The following is a 21,820-nucleotide window of genomic DNA, read 5'->3' on the forward strand; positions in this document are numbered from 1 at the left end:
AAAAGCGAATTTAACATGGACAATGTGCACAATATTACCTATGAATCTGTCTTCCAAGCCGATATCGTCACTCAGATGCAAGCGCAAAGCTGGCAATTGGGTCATGCCAGCGGCTATCAGGCAGAGACGGCGCTATATGAGCAAGACGTGCTGGATTTTGTGCAGAACACCCAGCCGCAGGAGTGGGAGAAGTTTTGCCGCACCTTTCCTATCGACTCTGAGCGCCACTTTATCGCCGCATTGGTCAAGCAGCTAAACAAGGCTGATGAGCACTCTACTGATAGAGCCTCCCGTACTTATGGCACATTGGGCGTATTGCGTCATGGTTTAAAGATACGTAATGCGCGTTTTAGTTTATGCCAGTTCAAACCTGAACACAGCCTTAACCCTGAGATCATGGCACGCTATGAGGCTAATATCTGCCGTGTTGTCCCTGAAGTAGTCTATAGTCCTCATGCCAGCTTAAAAGAGAGCAATGATGGCAAGATAGCTAAGCGTAACCGTATTGATGTGGTGTTATTCGTCAATGGCTTGCCCGTCACAACGATGGAGCTAAAGTCAGAGTTTAAACAAGCGGTACAAAATGCGATTACTCAGTATAAGCGTACACGCCTGCCAAAAGACCCAGATATCAAAAAGCCTGAGCCGCTACTGACATTTAAGCGTGGCGCATTGGTACATTTTGCTGTCAGTCAATATGAAGTCTATATGACGACTAAGCTGGCAGGTGACAGTACGTACTTCTTGCCGTTTAATAAAGGCACTAAAGATGGTGGCGCGGGTAATGATACGCCGAGCGATAGCAGCCGCTATGCCACCGATTACCTATGGAATGAAGTACTCACGCCTGAGAACTTACTTTCGATCCTTGGGCACTTTATGCACTTACAGATCGAAGAGGAAGAAGATGCCATTGGGCGCAAGTCTAAAAAAGAAACCATGATGTTCCCGCGCTACCATCAGTGGGATGTAGTAACCAAGCTTGTTAATGCAGCCATTACTGAGGGCGTGGGGCAAAAGTATCTTATCCAGCACAGTGCTGGCTCGGGTAAGTCCAACTCTATCGCATGGACAGCGCATCAGCTATCCACCTTATACAACAGCAACGGTGATAAGCAATTTCACTCCGTCATTGTCATTACTGACCGCACCGTGCTCGATGACCAGCTACAAGATACTATCTATCAGTTTGAGCATGCCGATGGCGTGGTGGGCAAGATTAATAGAAAAGAGGGTGACGGCTCAAAGTCTGAACAGCTTGCGGCCGCGCTGGTAAAATCGCAGCCGATTATTATCGTCACCATTCAAACTTTCCCCTTTGTGCTTAAAGCCATTGAAGATTCAAGCGTTCTAAAATCACGCCGTTACGCCATTATTGCCGATGAAGCGCATTCTTCACAGACAGGCTCAACCGCTCGCCAGCTTAAAGAAGTATTGGTCTCTGGTGATATAGAGAGTAATGCAGATGATGACGCGCCGCTATCTAGCGAGGACATATTAGACGCCACGCTTGCCGCCCGCCGTAGCAGTCCTAATCTCAGCTACTATGCCTTTACTGCCACGCCTAAGCCGAAAACTATTGAACTGTTTGGACGTTTGCCTAACCCTGACTTGCCAGCCTCAAAAGATAACTTACCAGCCGCCTATCATGTCTATTCAATGCGCCAAGCCATTGAAGAAGGCTTTATCTTAGATGTGCTAAAAAACTATACCAACTACAAAGTGGTCTATCAGCTCAAGCAAAAGCTTGCCGCCGCTGATGATGAAGTCGATGCGCGCCGAGCCAAGATTAAGCTCAATAACTGGGTGCGACTCCATGAGCACAATATCGCGCAGAAAGTGAAGATCATCATTGAGCATTTTAATGACAATATTAAAGGTTTACTTGGCGGGCAGGCTAAAGCGATGGTTGTGACCGGTTCACGTAAAGAAGCCGTACGCTATAAACTGGCCTTTGATAACTATATCGCTGAGTACGGCTATAGAAACATCAATGCCATGGTCGCATTCTCAGGTGAAGTCACCTTTAATGATAATGATCCAGATAGCGGCGCGTTGCTTGGAGAGAAGTTCACTGAGCACAATATGAATATCGGACTCAAAGGCCGAGATATGCGTAAAGCCTTTGATAGTGATGACTATCAAGTGATGCTAGTGGCTAATAAGTTCCAGACAGGCTTTGACCAGCCCAAACTCTGTGCCATGTATGTTGATAAGAAGCTAACGGGCGTGGACTGCGTGCAGACATTATCACGGCTTAACCGCACCTATAAGGGTAAGGCAGAGAGCGGCACGTTTGTGCTCGACTTCTTTAATGACCCGCAAGATATTTTAGAGGCCTTCCAGCCATATTATGAGACTGCACACTTAGCGGACGTGTCCGATCCTGATCAGGTATTTGACCTTTATAACAAGCTTGATAGTAGTGATATCTTCACTAAGAATGAAGTTGAACAGTTCGTTGACGCCTTCTATAGCAAGAATAAGTCGAACGCCGCCATTAGTAATATCTGCAAGCCAGCGGTCGAACGATGGCAGAAGCGATATAAGCTGGCACGTGAGCAAGCACAGCATGCCAAGGCGATGCTTGAGCGTACCAAAGCCACGGGCGATGTGGTGCTGATGACCAATGCCGAAAATGACTACAAAGGTTTCAAGGCCGATCAGGATGCGCTGGAGATCTTTAAAAAGGATTTGGGTACATTCACCCGACAATATGAGTTTATGTCGCAAATCGTGGACTATGACGATAAAGAGCTAGAGAAGCTTAGCCTATATGCGCGTAACCTACAGCCGCTACTGCGCGAAAGCTTTGACAATGAAGATGAGGTTGATCTAACCAATATTGTGATGAGTCATTACCGTGTCTCAAAGCTATATCAGCAAGACCTAAAGCTACAAGAGGGTAGTGGTGAATTGGAAGCGGGTGGCGGTGCTGGTACGGCCACTCCTAAAGATATAAAAGAAGCGTTTTTATCGCAGATCATTGAGCGCTTAAACGAGGTGTTTGCAGGCGAGGACTTTACCGAGAATGACATGGTTAATTTTCAAAACACCATTTGGGATAAGGTCACAGAAAATGAGATTGTGGTCAAGCAGTTTAGTAATAATAGTACCGATCAGATCATGTTAGGCGGCTATCCTGATGCAGCAATGGACGCGCTATTTGAGAGCCAAGAGGCGTATGAGGGGATGACCATGCACTTATTGTCTAATCCTAACCAGTTTAAAAAGTTCATTAGATTGATGCTTGATACGAAGCTGGGTGAGCACGCATAGGTAGGCTATACAGAGAGTAAGAGTTAAACAGCATGACAGATAAAAATATTAACCTTTGTGATACTGAAGATGAAAAGCAGCGCTATATTTTCAACATGCTGCCGACTTATTTCATCACACAGATGGGAGCTGAACCTAACAAATTACTAAAACAACTGACCACAGGTTTATCTAAGAATCATAATAAACATCCGTTTCAAATAGCCGAAATATTAAACGATTCAATATTTGCGTCACTCGATACGTATATTAATGCACAAGATATTAATCTTGAACAAAGTGAGATGTCAGCGGAACCCTATCAGGCGTTACTACGAATTATGGGTGTAGCGCCTGATAGCAAGTTGTATGAACATACAGAGATCATTGATGCTTGTGCCAGTGTCAAGCTGTCTAAGTCAGTTATTAAGCAATTCAAAGACTATTTATACTGCGAGTTCGGTTATGAAACTGATGATCTTCATGTAGGGATGAATGCAGAAAATTTTTATATGCATTTACTGCTGAGTTTTGTAGCGCATCTTGACGCTTACTTTCACCATCACGAATGTTCATCATCAGTCAAGCCTATCAGTCTAGGATATCTGTTTCAAAAAAAGCAAGATCCAAATAAATTACAGTATGATTCAAAAACGAATAAATTTATTTCATTAGGCAAAAAAGGTAGTCTGTTTACCCGTACGTCTCGTACTTTTTTACAGTGGTCGCAAACTTGGCTGTATTTCCAGCAGTATGAGGAGATGCCCAAAAGTACAAGAGGTATAAGCAGCGAGATCAAATGGCCTGCTATTAATGACCCAGAAGGAAGGCGTGAATACTATATTCGCCGAACAAGTGAAGGTAAGTGGATTACTTTAATGGATTTATATTGGCTGTTAGGTATTGAGGATAGAACAGATGATGAGTCTCATAAAGTCCTTCATCTTCGCCGAAATAATATGGTCAAGTATGTAAAAAACGCTGATATTGAGGCTTTAGAAGGATTTGATCATAACTTTGTTGGATTAATCTGGTTAGTCTATGCTTTTTTTCAAACCCTGTATGAGAAGTCTGATAGCGATAGCTGTATCTTCTATGATGATTATCATAGTTTATGGGAATCCATAATAGTTTACTACGAATCAAAGGTCAGTGAAAATATAAAAAATGACCGTATTGAATGGCCAGACTACCTAAAAAAAGCCACACGTAATGAACGTACGGCTTGAGCATAAAAAAACTAAAAAGTAACTAAGAGTGATTTATTGGCCCTTGGGTGGATTATTATCGCGACCACCACCTGAGGCATTACCTGTTTGACTTGGCCAGCCTGCACCTTGACCAGCATTATTCATATACACTTTCATATTCATTACTCCATTAAAGATTTAGTTTTCATAGCCAGTTGCTTACTGACTATGATTAATAGAGTAACGTTTTAAATTGATTGAATCTCCCAGCTATCTTAGAGTTTTGATCAAAAAATATACAAATAATTTAGTTTTTTATAAAAACATATATATCCACTCGAGTGAGTGGAATCACTTTGATAACAAGGTTTTTATGAAATAAGTTAAACGTACAAACTATGTATATGGTGTATACGTTTTTTTATATTAAGCTAGTGAAATGTCTCTGCGATCGGTCACCCTTTAATTCGGTTTACTATGTGCAGAATTTATTAGAACCCTAAATAGGGTAAGGGACCTATTACTCTTACAAAAGCCATTTAAGATTGATTGTAAATTCTTCTGGAAGCCTGCAACAAATTCAAAGCAGTTTCTTTGTTAGTGTCTGTATATTTTAACTGCTTTAAAGAATATGAATATAAACATGCAGCAAGTTCTCGGGGACCTGTTCCTATATTCTTAGCCCATTCTCTACAGAAGCGAATATCTTCAGCTATTGGGCAATTTTCAATATATTTGTTCAGATTTTCCCAGTTTTCAATGTCCGTTTTAGTAGGCCAACCATATTTAGTTGTTGCTGGGTGAAATAAGAAACTACACTCTAGTGTTATGGGATCTATAGTGATTGGGCCTTCTGAAACATCACCGTAATCAATCAAAGTTGCGCGGTTACTAGCTATGTCGATAAGAATATTCTCACCATGTAAGTCCCTATGAAAGCAGCCTATATTTGCTTGAACCTTGTTGTCCTCAAATTTGTTTGCCCAATCAAGTCCATATTGTTCTTTCAAAAGCTCACTTGTTTCATCACTAACTAAGTTTTGTCTAATAGTTTTGATACTGATACGCTGTTCTGAAGAAGTATCATGCCATCTATCCAACATGCCAGATACACACTGTCTAATTGTTGAGGTAATTACACCTTCTTCTACAGACTTGAAAAAAGAACGATCGTAGCCTGTTGCAAGACCATAAAAAACGCCTGAATTTGACATGGCGGAGAATTCTATATGCTGAAGTTTTCTTGGAGTAACTTCAGGCCTTAACCTATTTATTTTACTATCATAATTTTCTGCATCTTCACTAATATCTTTCATTGGCCCACATTTCGCAATGGCACTATGAACGATAGCTCCTGTCTCATTCGTTACGTGTACCAAATAGACTTTTGCACTAGAAAGACCGCCTCCAATTTTAGTGACTTTAGCACGACTCCCTCCTTGATTTTTACTAAAAACTCGAATTAATCTGTCGTGCTCGATTGGTAAGGAACCAGAACAAGTATTTAACTCGATCTCAGAGAGATTTAATACAGCGTTAACTATTCCAGTTACTTTTTCTCTAAACTCACCCATGTTTGTTTTAGTTAGATGATCGATAGTTGATCGCGATCTTCCTTCAGCCCAAACATCTAAATTATGAGAAGAGGCTAAAAATTTAGCTATCATATCTACAGTACTTGTTCCTGTAAAAACGAGTAGAGGAGTGCCTTGCGCCTTAAGTCTACATCGACCTAAAACTGCTAAACCATGTGTGGGTGATTTTTCAAAGCTATCATTTTCAATTGGGATCTTGAGATCCAGAGTAATAAAGTCAAAAAATTGGTTCGAATCATCTAAAAAATTAAAAGCTTGATCTCGACTTCCTGCAATAGTGATTTCAACTCGATCATCTATTTTCGTAAAAATATTTATTATATAGTCAGAAATATCAACTTCATCCTCTACTACTAAGACTCTAAAATTATGATTAGACATTAAAATTTCCCCATCTTAAAATTAGTTTCGCACCGCCTGACTCAATATTGGATAGCTCTACAGTTCCACCTAGGTTGTCTATTGCTTGCATCATAATGCCCATTCCAAATCCTGTATGGCCTGTTTTATTTGTGTTCCCAATAGTGAATGCTTCATTGGGGTTGCCTCGAACTCCGATTCCTTCATCGATGATAGACACCCAGAACTCTTGATCATTCCCTCCCCAAGATATCGTGATACTTTTATCATCATTCATGTTAGTTAGGGTTTTAATTGATTCACTGCTATTCCTAATTCCGTTAGAAATAGCAAGACTGAGCAGAGCAGGGTCCGTTTTTATAATATAGGGTTGACTACCTTCTAAGTTGACTCTTATAGTTCCCTTAACCTCCTCTGCTAAAATGTCCTTTATTAACTGTGCTAAATCAACTTCCTTGCTATCAGGTGCACTAGCAGAAATTCTAAGTTGTTCAATCGCATTGAAAACTTGCATTAAGTTACCGATACACTTTTTAGACCGACTTGAATCAAAAGAGTGAAACTCTGTACTTAAAATAGCTTCAAGCATGCCAAGTTTTGGGGCTAATTCATGTAAAATAATTCCTGAGAACTCATCGACTGCTTCCGCTTTTAAATACCTTTTTCTTTCTATATCAGTCGCCTCATCAACTTGAAGGTCTATAGTTAATAACTGATTTGTCTCTAATTTATTGATATTATTCAAAGCTTTGTCCAAAGCCATTTTTACGTGTCTGACTTTTTCGATTCTTCTTTGTATCATGAGCTGCTCAGTAGCCCTACTATCACTATTTTTAATAAAATACCTAGCAGCATTAAAACGATCTATTGCCGTTAGGGATGATAAGGCAGCTAAAGCTTCTTCGTAATTACTGTTCATAAAATGAAGCTCTTCTTCTAAATGCATCTCTACCACCTTCCATAACTGTAGATATAGCTTCAATTATTTCAGGGTTGTCCAATGTACCTTCAGCTACAATATATCCTCTCGTTCCATCGGAGTTTAGATGTATAACTTCCGCTGCATTTCCTAATACTGGAATATTTGCATTATGGGTAGTAACAATAACCTGCCCTTGGCCTGACCTTCGAACAATTGCAGATATTAAGGTTTCCACTATAAAAGCATTGTCAATATGATCTTCTGGTTGATCCACAATCAAAATAGTATCTTTATGTTCTAAAACTAAAGGAAGAATAACAGTACATCGCTGACCTGTGGAAAGTTCACTAAAATCCTTAAAATCACAACCGTCTAATAATTCAAATTTTATTTCGTCTTCTAATAAGACTGTTGCAATTTTATCAACTGATAACTTTAAACTACTTATAATTTTGAAAGCTCTCTCTTTTGATATAGGTACCAGCGAAATAAATTCATCAGCATCATTATTGTCTATAATATCAAGCAAAGCTCTCGGTGGAATTGTCTCAGCTATAATAGGTGCAAGCTCATTATATTGAATACCACTTCCCTTCAATGCATTGATTAGTTCTTGCTGGTAATCTTCAAGTTGACTTGCTTCTTCTATTGAAACTCTAATCTTAGGCTGTAGAACTGAAGATAATCCAGAACATATGATAGAACGTTTCTGAGAGCGCTTTGTTCGGACTAGCTCTAGCTGTATCAAAGCCTTGTTTCGCTCTTTCCTAACACTATCGATTTGCTGATTTTTTTCTGTAGTGCTTAATGCTACAGCTTCTAATTGTGATATTTCGTTCCTTAGTTTTTGGCATTTTCTTGATATCTCACCAGAGCCTTTTTGTAGTTTATCTATTTCACCTCTTAAGAGTTGACCTTGATGAGTTATGGAGTTGATAGAGCTTTGACTCGTAGTAATCTTCTCAACAGCTTTTTTCTCTGCTATTTGTATTTTTAGTAACGCTTCTTCAACTTTTTTAATTGCTTCGTGTTTTAAATTTATAACTTCAAGCAAAGGGTCTTCGGAAGAATAATGCCAATTGCTAGTCTTTTTTGCTTCATTGAGGCTATTATTTAGTTCTAACTTCCATTCCACTTGAGATGTTAAATATTCGTTTATGTAGCTCACTATGGCAGAGTGTTCAAAATAGTCTTTTTCTAGCTTTTTCAATTGCACTGACTTCTGAGCCGCTTGTTTAGATACTTCCGAAATCTTTTGTTCCTCCAACTCCAAAATTTTAAGCTGTTGTTTTAAAGGTGGCAGTTGCAGTAGTTTATCTTCAGAGTCATTGATCATATATGTCAAAGATAGCATTTCTGATGAATATGATTCAATTAACGTGATAGCAGACAATTCTTGAGACTTTAAATCACTTAGACCGTCCACAAATCCATCAATAATTTTAAGTCTTCCACTTGAAACTAGCCCTATATTTTCAATTTCTGTTTGGGAAAATATTAGTGGGAGTTTAGGTGTGTTGTATATCGGAGGGGTTGTTTCACCTTCAGCGGTTCTAGAATATATAATGCTTTCTACACCGTCAGAAAGGGTTACTATTATTTGCCCATCTTTTAACACGGATCTCGCATGCCCAACTGCCTTTGCCTGAGAGTCAGTTGTGTGTCCTTTTATACCTAAGCAGTATCTTATCAATTCAATAAATGTTGATTTACCAGTACCTCGTGCACCGATTATTGCATTTAAACCGTTTTTTAGACTAGTATCTAACCCATCAAGAAAGCCACCCTCAATTTGTACCCTTTCAATAAAAAAATTTTTCATAGAATACTTTACCTCTTACTAATCATGATAAAGGCTATAACTGCACTGCCTTATTGTGGACAAATTGACGCTAGAAAATATTTACCTAGGGTATCGATAAAATAAGCTTTAAAGCGATCTTATCAGATAAATCATTATCTGTAAGGAAATCTAATTCTAGAACTCAGAGAGAACATCGTTAATCAATGATAATAGTTCAGTTTGTGAATGGAGTCGTGCATTGTCTTTTGTTTCTCCAGATTACCAACCTTTAAATCAGGAGTGAAGCGAGCCTAAATCAAGCAGCTTAATTCTATTGGATAAGTGTCTTATTCTTGGGAGGATTACCGTTAGTAATGCTAATCCAAAGTTGGATTAGGGTTCAATTCTCAATAAATTTGATAAGTTCGTATGCTGATAAATATATTGGCATTAAGAGAAAAGGCAGACGATACACGCCTGCCTCTTAATATTTTTCTGTACCTTAGTTTTTTTGCTTGGGATAGTTGGGACAACGGGACAGCCCCGTGCTTACTAGTTTTGAGCTGTCCCAACCCATTTTCATTTTTTGAGACCAACGGGACAGAGTTAGCAAATTGTTGTTTTCCATCCCGTATGTCCCAGTAATGTTTTAGGGTGCGGGACAGTGTTTAGCTCTTGCTGTGAAAGGCCTGTCCCGCTAGTCCCGTATGTCCCATGCTTTTATCGGTTTCATAACTTAATATGTGAGATTTAACTGCATAGAATGGATCGCGTTCTATAAAAAGTGTCTTTGGTGCCTTGTATGCTTTGCGGTCACCTTGATTACGCATCAAAAGCCCTGCATCGTCTAATACCTGTAAGACTTTTTTAGTATTAAAAGGTAGGCAAATTTCCATCTCAAAGGTATTCATTAAGAAATAGTAATCCCCTGTATTAGTATTGCGATAGCCCACACGGTTAGAGGTTCTAGGCTCAAAGTCTGGGCATCGGTGACTATGGCGTGGTTCAAAACGACTTGACCCATGCTGTTCAATAAACGCTTGAATATGTTTGATGATTTGGCGCTCTTCATGTTCACCGTCACGTCCATAATTATCAAGCCAGTTATTTAGACAGGTCATAGCAGCTGCTATGGCTTGACCGGCTTGCCAGCCTGTAATGCCAGCCATCGTTGCCATCTCTCCTGCCGCTGCCATAATAGCGAATCTTCTAGCCACTCTGTAGGCTTGCGGTGATAGGTTGCTACATTGATTAATAAAATCATCAACAAACTGCTTAGCAATGGCTGTGGTCGCGGCTTTATCAGTGGTGATATGTTCTAGCCACGCTATGCCAGCTGCACCATAGTAAGCATGAGACAACTCTTTAATTTTATCTGCCTGCGCTGCACCGGTTTTTGCCAGTACCAGACTATCAAACGTTTTGTAGCCTTTACCAGCATCAGCATCTATATGCGCTACTCGAATCTCTAAGCCTGCATTGGTCTTTTGTCCTGCTTGTGCCATGAATTTTTGTAGCGATTCTTCACCATTGGATAAAAATATAGTGCGCCATGTCTTTGCGGTGTGATTATTTAAGCCAAGGTTACTGCGTGCTTTACCTTGTCCATTAGCCAACATATAAACAGCCTTACCTATTATTTTAGGGTCGCATTCACTGATCTCATCAAGAGGTAAAAAGCTGTCGTTATGCTCGCTTGCTGTTCCTTCAAAAGCATTATCCGTGCTGCGCCATGTCTTGACATACTTGCTAGGGTTGCCCCATACGCTGGCCGCTACTTTAAGGGATAGAGACTTACCCATACTTGATGAACCCATAATATGAAAACCACCGCCATCTTCATCTAACAGCTCGAGTAACTGACCGCCAAACGAACAGCAAATAGAGAAAGCAAAACGGCTTTGTTCTGCTAGTGGTTTGGATAATTGGTTACGCCACTGGGCTAATGTGCCTTTCTGGGATATGGTGTTATTGATCGTACGGGCAGATTGATAAACAATTAGCTGCTTACCATCATCACCTATTGTTCTATCAGGTAATACATATTGTTTATCATGCCAACCCAGCTTATCCACACATAATGCCCGTTTTTGAATCAGGTAACCTTGAATATAAGTATCTAAGTAGCTACGCTGTCTGTTGTTGGTAGTAATACTCAGTCCTTGCCTAGCAAGCTCACGGCGATACTCACGTGTATCACCCTGTAGTAAATCTAATGGCATTGACCATTGATGTAGTACACCATCATCATCACACCATTGTAATAACCGCCCCCATGTACCGCTGCTCGCGTCTCTTGTTTTGGCGATAACCTCAATCGGAGAACAAACAAACATTTTTTGTTTATATAGAATATTGCTAGGGTCGCTCTTATCGTACTTCACAAAAAACAGTCCATCATGGTATAGCTCAAAACATCCATCAGCACAAATCATCGGCTCATTCAGCTGCGGTGCTCTATCCTTACGCCATTCAGGGTAGTGTGCAGTGTCGGCAAGCTCAATAATGTCTGCCTGCTCTTTGATGTACTCATAGCTTTCATTTGCTTGTAGCATCGTGACTATATCGGCCGTGGTAATCAGTGCCTGCGCCTTCAAGCCTGCCAGTAGTGCTTTTTTGCCTTTATCATCAAGCGTCATAGGTACAACAACGCGGCGCGTGCTGCTCCAGTGCTGTATGGTCTGCTTGAATATCTGCTTTTGCTTACTGGTGCTGGCGATCAGTGTCTTATCATGACCGATGGCCGCGATATAGGCATCAAGCATGTCAGTGATATTGTCAAAGGCAATAACCTCACTGTTTGGATCAGTGCTACCCATAACAATGGCACCGTAACCTGTCGGGTCAATAACAATAGGTTTGTCTTTACTGTTTGGTTTAAAGAATATCGCACCGACGGTTTGCCCTTGTTTGTCAGTGATTGATAAGGTAATCGTGCCAGCGGTGGGTTCAGTTTTGCCAACCTCATCACCATGATATATAGTAGTATTGTCTGTAACGGATAGCAGCCGTTCAGGTTCTAGAATGTCATAGAGCTTGTTTAAAAAGGGATCGCCTACCAGCTGTTCCTTTGTGGCCGGTTTATAGCCTTGCAAGATATTTTCAGTGCCCGTGTTCACACCACGGGCTTTTTCTTGGCTGTTGGTTTGTTTTGAGGTAGTCATAGCTTATACCTCGCTACTGTTAGTAGTGTTATGACTTTCTAACCATTGATTAATATCAGACAAACGCCATAAGCTGGCACGTCCAATTTTGACGCATTTTGGAAATTTACCTTCATTCATTAGATGGTAGATGTGCTTAATACTAAAGCCAGTGATGCCGCGTGTGGCAGCTTTGGCGGTGACGGTGCGCTTTTGACCTGACTTTGTAATGTAGGTCTTAGTGGTTCGCGCTGGCTGGTTGGCAAGGTCTGCCATTCTTAGATATTGATCGACTAAGGCCATAATAATTTACTCCATAGCGGTTAAAGGAATGGGCGGTAATGCCCTGCTATGAAGTGATATTAAGTGGTGGTAGTGGGGTTACTGCAAAGGGTAACCCTTTAAACAATGGGTGACGGTCATGGGTTACCCTTGGGGGTTACCGTCGCCTAAGTCCTTTATATTTAAATCTTTAATGACTTTTAATTTTTCGATATCCCCTTTCTGTTTGTTAATTTGAGGATTGGTTATTTTACTTAATCTACTGATCAATGCTCCGCCATGAACATCTTTATCTAAACCTATTTTTTCAGCAATTATATCAAATCGCTGAGAGTGGTCCGTTATGTGTCGGTTTTCTATCTCATTTAAGATATAACTTTTTTCCCATATCATCATGGCTAAATGAAGTTCTGGAGGATAGGTGTACGGGTTCATTTTCTGCCAATCATATGACTGTAGTTCTTTATCAGTAACAGTGAAGTTCTCTAATGAACAATCTACCTTATTGTTTTTCTCGATGATATCTAATGCATTGTTAAGTTGAGTTTTTAAAGAAGTGATTTCATCTTGCTGCTTTCGAAATGAATTTCTTGCAAGTTCTAATCTAGCTTGTAATTCCTTCTCTACTTTGTGAGGTTGGTTATTGAAAAATATATCTAAATCAGCTTTAACAAATCTTAGATCTCTACTATGTACTTTCTCATTGTCTAATAAGAAGTACGTGAATGCCGTTGGATCGAATTTGTAAATAGATGGAAGTTCAAATATTTTGAAAGCTTCGTAAGAGAAGTCCTTACTTATACCTGCACTATTTCCAAAAGACTTAATTAGAGATTTTGATTGAAAGTATCCCTGTATATTGGCCGTTTTTACTTCGTTGCCTTGATTATTGTCATGCGAAAGTTTTTTGAGGGGGTTGAGTCGCCCTTGTCCGTCATAATAGATGACTACTCTTAATCTATTTTCCTTAACTAGATCACTGACTATCTCACTAACTTGCCAATAGTCACTTTCTACTATTAGATCAAAGTTAAACCCGTTTTCGTTAAAATACAGACTAACCTCTTCCAAACTTAAAAATTCTTTCTCAAGAACTAACATTTATAGCACCCTTACACCCTTAAATAAAATAGGAACAAGGCGCTGACAACATAAGGGTGCGGGTGCTGTCGTTCGGGTAATTAATCCTAGCCTTGCAATCGGTTATGACAGCGATTTACGCTATCAGGTTTGGCTTGCCAGCCGAATGCTGACGATAATAAGTAAAGCAGTGTTGTTAAATATTGTTGTTAAAGCTGCTCTGCAAGTTTGGTCAGTACCTCTTGCGATATACCTTGCGCTCTTAAGCTCTTTAACAAAATGTCTTTATCATGCAGCACTATATCAGTCACTTGCTTATTTCTATTACTCATTTCTTTGGATAATTCATCAGGTGTTAGAAGATCAAAACTAACCGCTTTGCCCGCACGCAAGTCATCAAGATGGTTTGCCCATTTATTCATCATCATTTGACGTTCTGCTAAATGAGCCGATAAATCATAACGCTTTTTTACACTAGATTGCTCAAGGTGCGCTAACTGTATCTCTATCAAGTTGTCATTAAATTGCAGCTCATATAGCCCCGTACTAGCCAGCTGTCTAAAGCCATGCCCTGTCATTTTAGGGTAGGGGTCACCCGTATAGCCCATGCGCTTTAATGCCTGATTAAACCACGCTTCACTATAGGGCTTATTAGACTCGAAGTTATAGAAAACATAACCCGTCCGCTCAGTCAGTGGTCTCAAACTTTCAATAATTGCCATTGCTTGCGATGACAGCGGGATAATATGATCTTGACGCATTTTCATTTTATGAGCTGGCACGCGCCAAACGCTTTTATGGTAATCAATTTCTGACCATTCAAAAAACCTTAATTCTTTAGTTCTAACAAAGCAGAGTGTCATCAGTTGCAAGCCTGCGACAGTCTGCTGATGACCGTTTGGATAGTTCTCTACATAGCTGTCGATATTACGTAGAAGCTCGGGAAATTGGTGCTGATCAACGGCTTTCATGCGTTCGGCTTTGTGTGGTCTTAGCGCCTTGTTACGTCCGCTGGCAATGTTTACGATGTCATAGCCTAGCGTATTGATAGCATAGTCAAATATCGAGCTGATAAGTCCCATGGATTTATGCGCCGTTTCTGACGTATGTTTGCCTTGTTGCTCGAAGCTGATTTGAATAGCAAGTCCTGTCTTAATAATATCTTGTGCTGTGATCGCACCAATAGGATATTTACCTATATGCTCTAAAATATGATTATCCAAAAACCCTTGAAGCTTTTGCACATTCTTCGATGTAGTTTTTGATTTCTCTGACATATAGCTTTCAGCTATAACTTTGAATAAATCTCTTTGTTCGTAGCTGTTTTTATGTCTGTTTTTATAGTCGTTAGGGTCGATACCGTCAGCAAGTAATAATTTTGCTTTATCGCGTTCGATACGAGCTTGCTTGAGTGTTACTTCAGGTTTGAATGATGCGTCAATTATCTGTTTAGATAATTTATAAGTACCAATATGATGAGTTTTTTGTTTGGGTTGAATATCTTTATCGGACTGATGGCGATAAGCCATGACCCAATAAAGTGAACCTTTAGGGTCATGAATTAAATAAAGACTGTCTCCATCACTATACCTTGTGCGTTTGGCAGGTGCTGACTGCTTAGCGATTGCCTTCACGCCATTGTCAGTTAGTAAATAGTTTTTACGCTCATTCATTATCACACCCGAAAGCTAGCTATAAAAAATGTTGTGTATGTACAACAGGATGTACAACATTCTATAGGTGCTAATAGGTAATGGCAAGTTATGTTGAAAGACGTAATACTTTGGTATATAAGGGTTTTAGAGGTTTGAGGTAATGCTAGGTAAGGGGGTAATACGATGATTGGTGCGCTCGGCGGGAATCGAACCCACGACCCTCGGCTTCGGAGACCGATACTCTATCCAACTGAGCTACGAGCGCAAAAGTGCCTAGAAATAAAGACCGCTTAGTCTAACAAATAAAAGTCATAAAGCCAATGAATGAAGCCCGCTATTAAGGTTTTTTAAGAAAAAACAGCATAGTCCGCAAACAGGCATGGCAATCTACCCGTCTTTTCCCTTATAATGTCAGGGAGAATCCATATTTATAATCACCGATTACAAGTGCGCTCGCATGCGGGATGGCTGTTTGCTATTGACAACGGTTTGTTGTCAAAGGAGGACAGACAGAATGTCTAAGTCATGCTGACCCTTGTATACGTAATAAGAGAACGTGACGAATGAGAAAAGTAGTTATGTTATCGGCAGCTGCCATTCTAGGAATCGCTAGTATCGCTGTGAGCCAAGCTGAAAGTGCTATAGATACACCCGTTACTATATCTGCTGTTGCAGAAGGCAAAGAGGTTGTCGAAAATGCCCCTCAAAAGCTAGGTGATGAGCCTCAAGCGGCGGCTGACACCACGGATGGCGCTGCTTCTGCTGATGCAACTGCACAAACAGACGCGACAGCAACAGATGCACCAGCCGAGGCAACTGCGGCAGCCGCACCAGCTGCTGTTGAAGAGCCAATTCCACAAGATACGCCGCAAGTACAAAAATTGATTGCGTTATATCCGAACCTGATTGCTCGTATTCAGCCTGTTGCCAAAATATGTTTTGAAGAAGATGAAGTTTGTGACGTGACGGCTCGTTCTGCTGGTCCAGCTGCAGGCGATGGTCCTCGTGATGGTAAAGCAGTCTATAACGCAGTATGCCAAACTTGTCATGCGTCAGGGCTGCTCGGCTCTCCTAAGTTAGGTGATGCGGGTGCTTGGGGACCTCGTATAGCAAAAGGTAAAGATACCCTATATACCCATGCTATCAATGGTTTCAATGCTATGCCTGCCAAAGGCGGCGCAGATATTCCTGATGAAGAAGTGCAAAATGCCGTTGATTATATGGTTGGTGAAGCCAGCTAGTTTTTATTGCTAAGGTGCTTTAATATCGCACTTTAAAAGGCAATAAATAAAAAGCACCTATCTCATAGTGAGGTAGGTGCTTTTTTATGTATGATTGATAGGACTCATGTCGTCGTTATGATATTCCACCGTTGAAATAGCTTCCCTTCAGCCTCACATTAATACACGACAGCAACGATTATAAGAATTGGCATGCTGATACAGCATTTTTTAGATTAATCATTCATAAAGAGGTATTCATGTCTGAAGTACCAGCACTATCGATTCAGAATTTATCCAAAACTTATAGCAACGGATTTTCGGCATTAAAAGATGTCAGTCTTACGGTTCCGCAAGGGGGATTTTTTGCGTTACTGGGACCAAATGGTGCTGGTAAGTCAACAATGATTGGTATCATCAGCTCGCTCTTTAAGCCAACAGCGGGTAGTGTCCATATTTTTGGTACGGACTTGTTATCTGATCCCTCAAAAGCCAAGCAATTTTTGGGCGTAGTACCGCAAGAGTTTAACTTTAATCAGTTTGAAAAAGTTGAAGACATTCTTATTACTCAAGCAGGCTATTTTGGCATTGCAGCAAAAGAAGCAAAACCGCGTGCAGAGAAGTTGCTCAAAGCTTTGGGACTTTGGGAAAAACGTGACAGCAAATCGCGTGAGCTCTCAGGTGGTATGAAGCGTCGATTGATGATTGCACGGGCGCTCATACATAAGCCACGTCTATTGATATTAGATGAACCGACTGCTGGTGTAGATATTGAGCTACGCCGCTCAATGTGGGAGTTTATGGAGCAGATTAACATTGAAGAAAACACCACCATTATTCTAACTACGCATTATCTTGAAGAAGCTGAGCAGCTGTGTAAGCGTATCGCGATTTTGGATCACGGTGAAATTCGTATTAATACTGAAATGAAAGACTTGCTTGCGCAGTTATCGGTTGAGACTTTTGTCTTTGATGTGGCGACTCCGTTAACACATCAAATAGTATTAGCTGGTGTGACGGATGTCGTGCAGCCGGATGATTTGACGATTGAGGTAACATTGACAGAAGGTGAGTCGTTAAATGGTGTCTTTACTCAATTGTCTGAGCAAGGTATTACGGTTGCGAGTATGCGTAATAAAGCCAACCGTTTAGAAGAGCTGTTTATGCGTCTGGTAGATAAAAGCCTACATGAGCCTTTAAGCTCGTAGCTCTTTAGCATTAGCTACCTTTGAAAGTTGGGCTTTATAACGAATTTTTATGAATAATAAGACCGTATTAATAAGTCTTCATTCAACATGTATATTAAATAGAATAATCAGATAGGCAACTCTGTTTGCACTAGAGACTATTTACTCTAGCAAGCATAGGCGCTTAGGAGAGATACCGCATGAACTTTGCACAACGCTGGATTGCATTTCGCACTATTTTGGTCAAAGAAGTGCGCCGGATTCTACGTATTTGGCCGCAGACGTTATTGCCGCCAGTCATTACCATGAGCCTGTATTTTGTCATCTTTGGTAAGATGATTGGACCACGTGTGGGTGAGATGGGCGGTGTGCCGTATATGCAGTTTATCGTGCCTGGTTTGATTATGATGGCAATCATCACTAACAGCTATTCTAATGTGGTCTCAAGCTTTTTTAGTGCCAAATTCACCGCTAGTATCGAGGAGCTTTTGGTCTCGCCCGTATCAAAACATGCTATTTTGATGGGCTATATCAGCGGTGGTATTTTCCGCGGATTAGCGATTGGTATCATTGTCTCGATCGTGGCGCTGTTCTTTACTGATTTGGGTATTGAACATTTATTTGTGACCATATTTACTGTCCTTGGCACCTCTATTCTGTTTTCATTGGGCGGCTTTATTAATGCTGTATTTGCCCGCTCTTTTGATGATATCTCCATCATTCCAAGTTTTGTATTAACGCCGCTGACCTATCTTGGCGGGGTATTTTACTCGATGGAAAACTTATCACCATTTTGGCAAAATATCTCATTATTGAACCCGATCGTTTATATGGTCAACTCATTCCGCTACGGGATTTTGGGCTATTCTGACGTCAATGTCTGGTATTCAATGGGCGCTATTTTTGCTTTTTGTGCGATATTTTATACCATTGCCTATCGACTATTAAGTGACGGCTCGCGTGTACGTTTGTAGGAAGAGTAAGGTTTATATAAATCTTTCATTCCGTTCCAGCACTTGAACTGGTTAATAATCTTACTAAAACTTTAAATATTATTTAATTTCAATCATTACTATTAGGAAATACCAATGAGTATCCACGGTATCTTGGGTGAACAAACCACTGATTATCCAACTGAGTATAGTCCAGAGACGTTATATCCGATTGCTCGTAGTATGGGGCGAGAGGTCATTGGTTGGCAGGATGATAAGCTAGAGGTAGGTTTCGATTGGTGGCAGGCATTTGAGCTGTCATGGTTAAATGAGCAAGGTATATCGCAGGTTGCGATAGCACGCTTTGGCATTCCGGCAAGCTCGTCATTTATTGTTGAATCAAAGTCATTGAAGCTTTATCTAAATAGTATCAACTTTACTGAATTTGGTAGTTGGGAAACAGTACAAACGCTGATAGCGAAAGATTTGTCGAAATGCGTACAAGCTGAAGTTAATGTTGAATTGTTTGACTTAGAGGATGAGCATTCAGGGCTATTGATCGCTCAGCCTGATGGCATTTGTATTGATGATGCACTAGCGGACAGTACTGAGAAAGTAGCATTAACGCTGCATCCTGATGCGTCATTATTAGAACATAATACAAGTGATGCTAAAATAATAGAGGGTAAAGCTTTTAGCTTTTATTCTAATCTATTACGTAGTAATTGTCCGGTGACCAATCAGCCAGATTGGGGGACATTGGCAGTTTCGATAACCAGTAATAAGCCCATTAATAACGCAAATATGCTGCGTTACATATTAAGTTTCCGTCAGCATAATGGCTTTCATGAGCAATGTGTCGAGCAGATATTTGCTGATTTGAGTCAATACTATGAGCCAAGTGAGCTCATGGTTCGTGCTTGGTATACACGCCGTGGCGGCATTGATATCAATCCTTGTCGTGTCAGCGATATTGCATTATTGCCTGTGCCTAGTCGTTTGATTCGTCAATAATAAAAGCATTGTGAATGGTTGTTAAATAAATCTCTAAGAATAAAAAGCGCCTATCTCATATAATGAGATAGGCGCTTTTTATGGTACTAATTTTATCGTTGCACTATTTACCGCTGACTTTAGCAACTACTTCATCACGGCTAAGTAGTTGCTTCTCACTATCACGGCGATTAACGTATTCGTACTTGTCTTCTGCCAAGTTACGGTCAGATACTACGATACGATGCGGAATACCAATCAGCTCAAGGTCAGCAAACTTCACGCCTGGACGCTCATTACGGTCATCAAGCAATACATTGATACCAAGAGCTTTTAGCTCCTCGTACAATGCCGTTGCTGTTTCCATAACGGTGTCTTCTTTTGATTTCATTGGCACGATAGCGACTTCAAAAGGTGCTAAAGAATCACTAATATCTGGGGTTGATGGCCACATAATGCCGTTTTCATCGTTGTTTTGCTCAATAGCAGCAGCGATAATACGGCTGACGCCAATACCGTAACAACCCATCATCAAAGTGACCGGCTTGCCATCTTCACCTGATACCGTGCAGTTCATCGCTTGCGAGTATTTATCACCCAACTGGAATATATGACCGACTTCGATACCGCGTTTGATCTGTAGCGTACCTTTACCGTCAGGAGAAGGATCGCCTTCGTGTACATTGCGAATATCAACAATACGGGTGATATGCGCGTCACGCTCCCAATTCATACCCGTCGTGTGCTTGTTAATTTCATTGGCACCAGAGACAAAGTCGGACAATGCTGCTGCTGCACGATCTACAAAGACTGGCATATCAAGCTCGACGCCGATATAGCCTTTGTGCAGACCAGCGGCTTTTAGCTCTTCTTCCGTTGCCATCATTAAAGGAACATTGGCTTCTTCAATTTTTTCGGCTTTTATGGTGTTTAGTGTATGGTCGCCGCGTAATACCACAGCGATAAGCTGCGGCTCACCTTCTGGCGTATGACCTTGCACAATCAATGTTTTGACAGTCGTAGCAAGTGGGACATTTAAATGCTCAGCAACGGCTTCACAGGTTGGCATATTGACGGTATCAATATTCTCGCGAGCCATCGTCGCAGGCTGGCGTTCTGCCGTACTCACAGATTCTGCAAGCTCGACATTGGCAGCATATTCAGACGAATCAGAGAAAGCAATATCATCTTCGCCGCTGTCTGCTAAGACGTGAAACTCGTGAGAGGCAAAACCACCGATTGAGCCAGTGTCGGCTTGTACCGCACGGAAATCAAGACCTAAGCGCGTGAATATGCGCGTATAAGCGTCATACATCTCATCATACGTCTTTGCCAGTGATGCTTGGTCAACGTGGAACGAATAAGCATCTTTCATAGTAAATTCGCGTGCGCGCATCACACCAAAGCGTGGACGAATCTCATCACGGAACTTATTTTGAATTTGAAAGAAAGTAATCGGTAATTGCTTATAACTGCGCAGCTCGCCTTGGGCAAGATTGGTGATGACTTCTTCGTGAGTCGGTCCCAATACAAAATCGCGGTCATGACGGTCTTTAAAGCGTAGTAGCTCAGGACCATAGTCGTTAAAACGTCCGGTCAGCTGCCAAAGCTCAGCAGGCTGAGTCATCGGCATAAGCACTTCTTGAGCGCCGATATTTTGCATCTCTTCGCGAACGATACGCTCGACTTTTTGCAATACGCGCAAACCCATTGGCAACCAGATATATAATCCAGAAGCGATTTTGCGAATCAGACCGGCTCTAACCATTAATTGGCTTGAAGCGATATCTGCATCACTGGGTGTTTCTTTTAGCGTGGCAAATAAAAATTGACTGGCTTTCATAAATAAAGCGGAACCTTATCGACGATAAAATAAATAAGAAATAGTAGGATATTGAGCGTGTGGTTTGATAGCCGACGCAAGATGACCTGTTATTACTTGGTAATAGTGTAGGACATGCCCTAGCTAGAAAGTACTACAACAGACAGTACGCTAGTGAGCAGTGCGTTCGTAAACAGCATTTAAAAAAGGATATAACATATTATTTTGTATAAAAATATCAGACTTCATCGAGCGCTGTCTTTAGCATAAAGCTCGAAAAATACCTGTATACCGATGTTTTAAGCATACAACCTGACTATGTTAGGTAAAGTTCGCCTAAGACGCAATGACTTTTTGTTTTTTCAGAGCGAAGGTTACTTAAAGGGTTGAATCAGACA

The 21,820-nt window shown here is 40.8% G+C and carries 14 protein-coding genes and 1 tRNA gene; 6 read left to right on the forward strand and 9 right to left on the reverse strand.

What is annotated here, in order from left to right:
• Window positions 1-15: 15 nt before the first annotated feature.
• Complete coding sequence (locus M0221_RS02380; protein WP_483284253.1) at window positions 16-3,279, forward strand: type I restriction endonuclease subunit R; 3,264 nt, start codon at window positions 16-18, stop codon at window positions 3,277-3,279.
• Between the two features lie 32 nt (window positions 3,280-3,311).
• Window positions 3,312-4,487 (forward strand): hypothetical protein, encoded by a 1,176-nt coding sequence (locus tag M0221_RS02385; RefSeq protein WP_483284254.1) that lies wholly within the window; start codon window positions 3,312-3,314, stop codon window positions 4,485-4,487.
• A gap of 500 nt (window positions 4,488-4,987) precedes the next feature.
• Here M0221_RS02385 and M0221_RS02390 read toward each other — a convergent pair whose 3' ends face one another.
• The 8 genes from M0221_RS02390 to M0221_RS02425 form a co-directional block, all read right to left on the reverse strand.
• Window positions 4,988-6,424 (reverse strand): response regulator, encoded by a 1,437-nt coding sequence (locus M0221_RS02390; RefSeq protein ID WP_483284255.1) that lies wholly within the window; start codon window positions 6,422-6,424, stop codon window positions 4,988-4,990.
• Window positions 6,417-7,349, reverse strand: a complete 933-nt coding sequence (locus tag M0221_RS02395) for a sensor histidine kinase (RefSeq protein WP_483284256.1) — start codon at window positions 7,347-7,349, stop codon at window positions 6,417-6,419. The genes M0221_RS02390 and M0221_RS02395 overlap by 8 nt, the downstream gene beginning before the upstream one ends.
• On the reverse strand, window positions 7,312-9,147 hold the full coding sequence (locus M0221_RS02400; RefSeq protein WP_483284257.1) for an AAA family ATPase: 1,836 nt from the start codon (window positions 9,145-9,147) through the stop codon (window positions 7,312-7,314). Before M0221_RS02400 ends, M0221_RS02395 begins: the two co-directional genes overlap by 38 nt.
• Window positions 9,148-9,776: 629 nt before the next feature.
• The gene (locus M0221_RS02405; protein WP_483284258.1) at window positions 9,777-12,272 is read right to left on the reverse strand and encodes a DUF927 domain-containing protein; all 2,496 of its coding nucleotides are present in this window, start codon (window positions 12,270-12,272) and stop codon (window positions 9,777-9,779) included.
• A gap of 3 nt (window positions 12,273-12,275) precedes the next feature.
• Window positions 12,276-12,554, reverse strand: a complete 279-nt coding sequence (locus M0221_RS02410; protein WP_483284259.1) for a helix-turn-helix transcriptional regulator — start codon at window positions 12,552-12,554, stop codon at window positions 12,276-12,278.
• Window positions 12,555-12,677: 123 nt separating this feature from the next.
• A complete protein-coding gene (locus tag M0221_RS02415) occupies window positions 12,678-13,634 on the reverse strand; it encodes a hypothetical protein (protein ID WP_483284260.1) in 957 nt (318 codons plus the stop codon).
• Between the two features lie 188 nt (window positions 13,635-13,822).
• Window positions 13,823-15,286 carry a tyrosine-type recombinase/integrase gene (locus M0221_RS02420; protein WP_483284261.1) on the reverse strand — a complete coding sequence of 488 codons (1,464 nt, stop codon included), beginning with the start codon at window positions 15,284-15,286 and terminating at the stop codon, window positions 13,823-13,825.
• Between the two features lie 170 nt (window positions 15,287-15,456).
• A tRNA-Arg gene (locus M0221_RS02425) sits at window positions 15,457-15,533 on the reverse strand.
• 298 nt (window positions 15,534-15,831) lie between these two features.
• On the opposite strand from M0221_RS02425, the gene M0221_RS02430 reads away from it, so the two are divergent.
• The 4 genes from M0221_RS02430 (at window position 15,832) to queF (ending at window position 19,621) form a co-directional block, all read left to right on the forward strand.
• A complete protein-coding gene (locus tag M0221_RS02430) occupies window positions 15,832-16,509 on the forward strand; it encodes a c-type cytochrome (RefSeq protein WP_149409929.1) in 678 nt (225 codons plus the stop codon).
• A gap of 239 nt (window positions 16,510-16,748) precedes the next feature.
• Window positions 16,749-17,696, forward strand: a complete 948-nt coding sequence (locus M0221_RS02435; RefSeq protein WP_483284262.1) for an ABC transporter ATP-binding protein — start codon at window positions 16,749-16,751, stop codon at window positions 17,694-17,696.
• A gap of 179 nt (window positions 17,697-17,875) precedes the next feature.
• A complete protein-coding gene (locus M0221_RS02440; RefSeq protein WP_011512829.1) occupies window positions 17,876-18,649 on the forward strand; it encodes an ABC transporter permease in 774 nt (257 codons plus the stop codon).
• Between the two features lie 114 nt (window positions 18,650-18,763).
• A complete protein-coding gene (queF, locus tag M0221_RS02445; protein ID WP_483284263.1) occupies window positions 18,764-19,621 on the forward strand; it encodes an NADPH-dependent 7-cyano-7-deazaguanine reductase QueF in 858 nt (285 codons plus the stop codon).
• A 103-nt stretch (window positions 19,622-19,724) separates the two neighbouring features.
• Here the strand turns inward: queF and M0221_RS02450 are convergent, their stop codons facing one another.
• Window positions 19,725-21,443 carry a proline--tRNA ligase gene (locus M0221_RS02450; protein ID WP_483284264.1) on the reverse strand — a complete coding sequence of 573 codons (1,719 nt, stop codon included), beginning with the start codon at window positions 21,441-21,443 and terminating at the stop codon, window positions 19,725-19,727.
• Between the last annotated feature and the right edge of the window lie 377 nt (window positions 21,444-21,820).

This window comes from Psychrobacter sp. ANT206 (genome assembly GCF_056880555.1).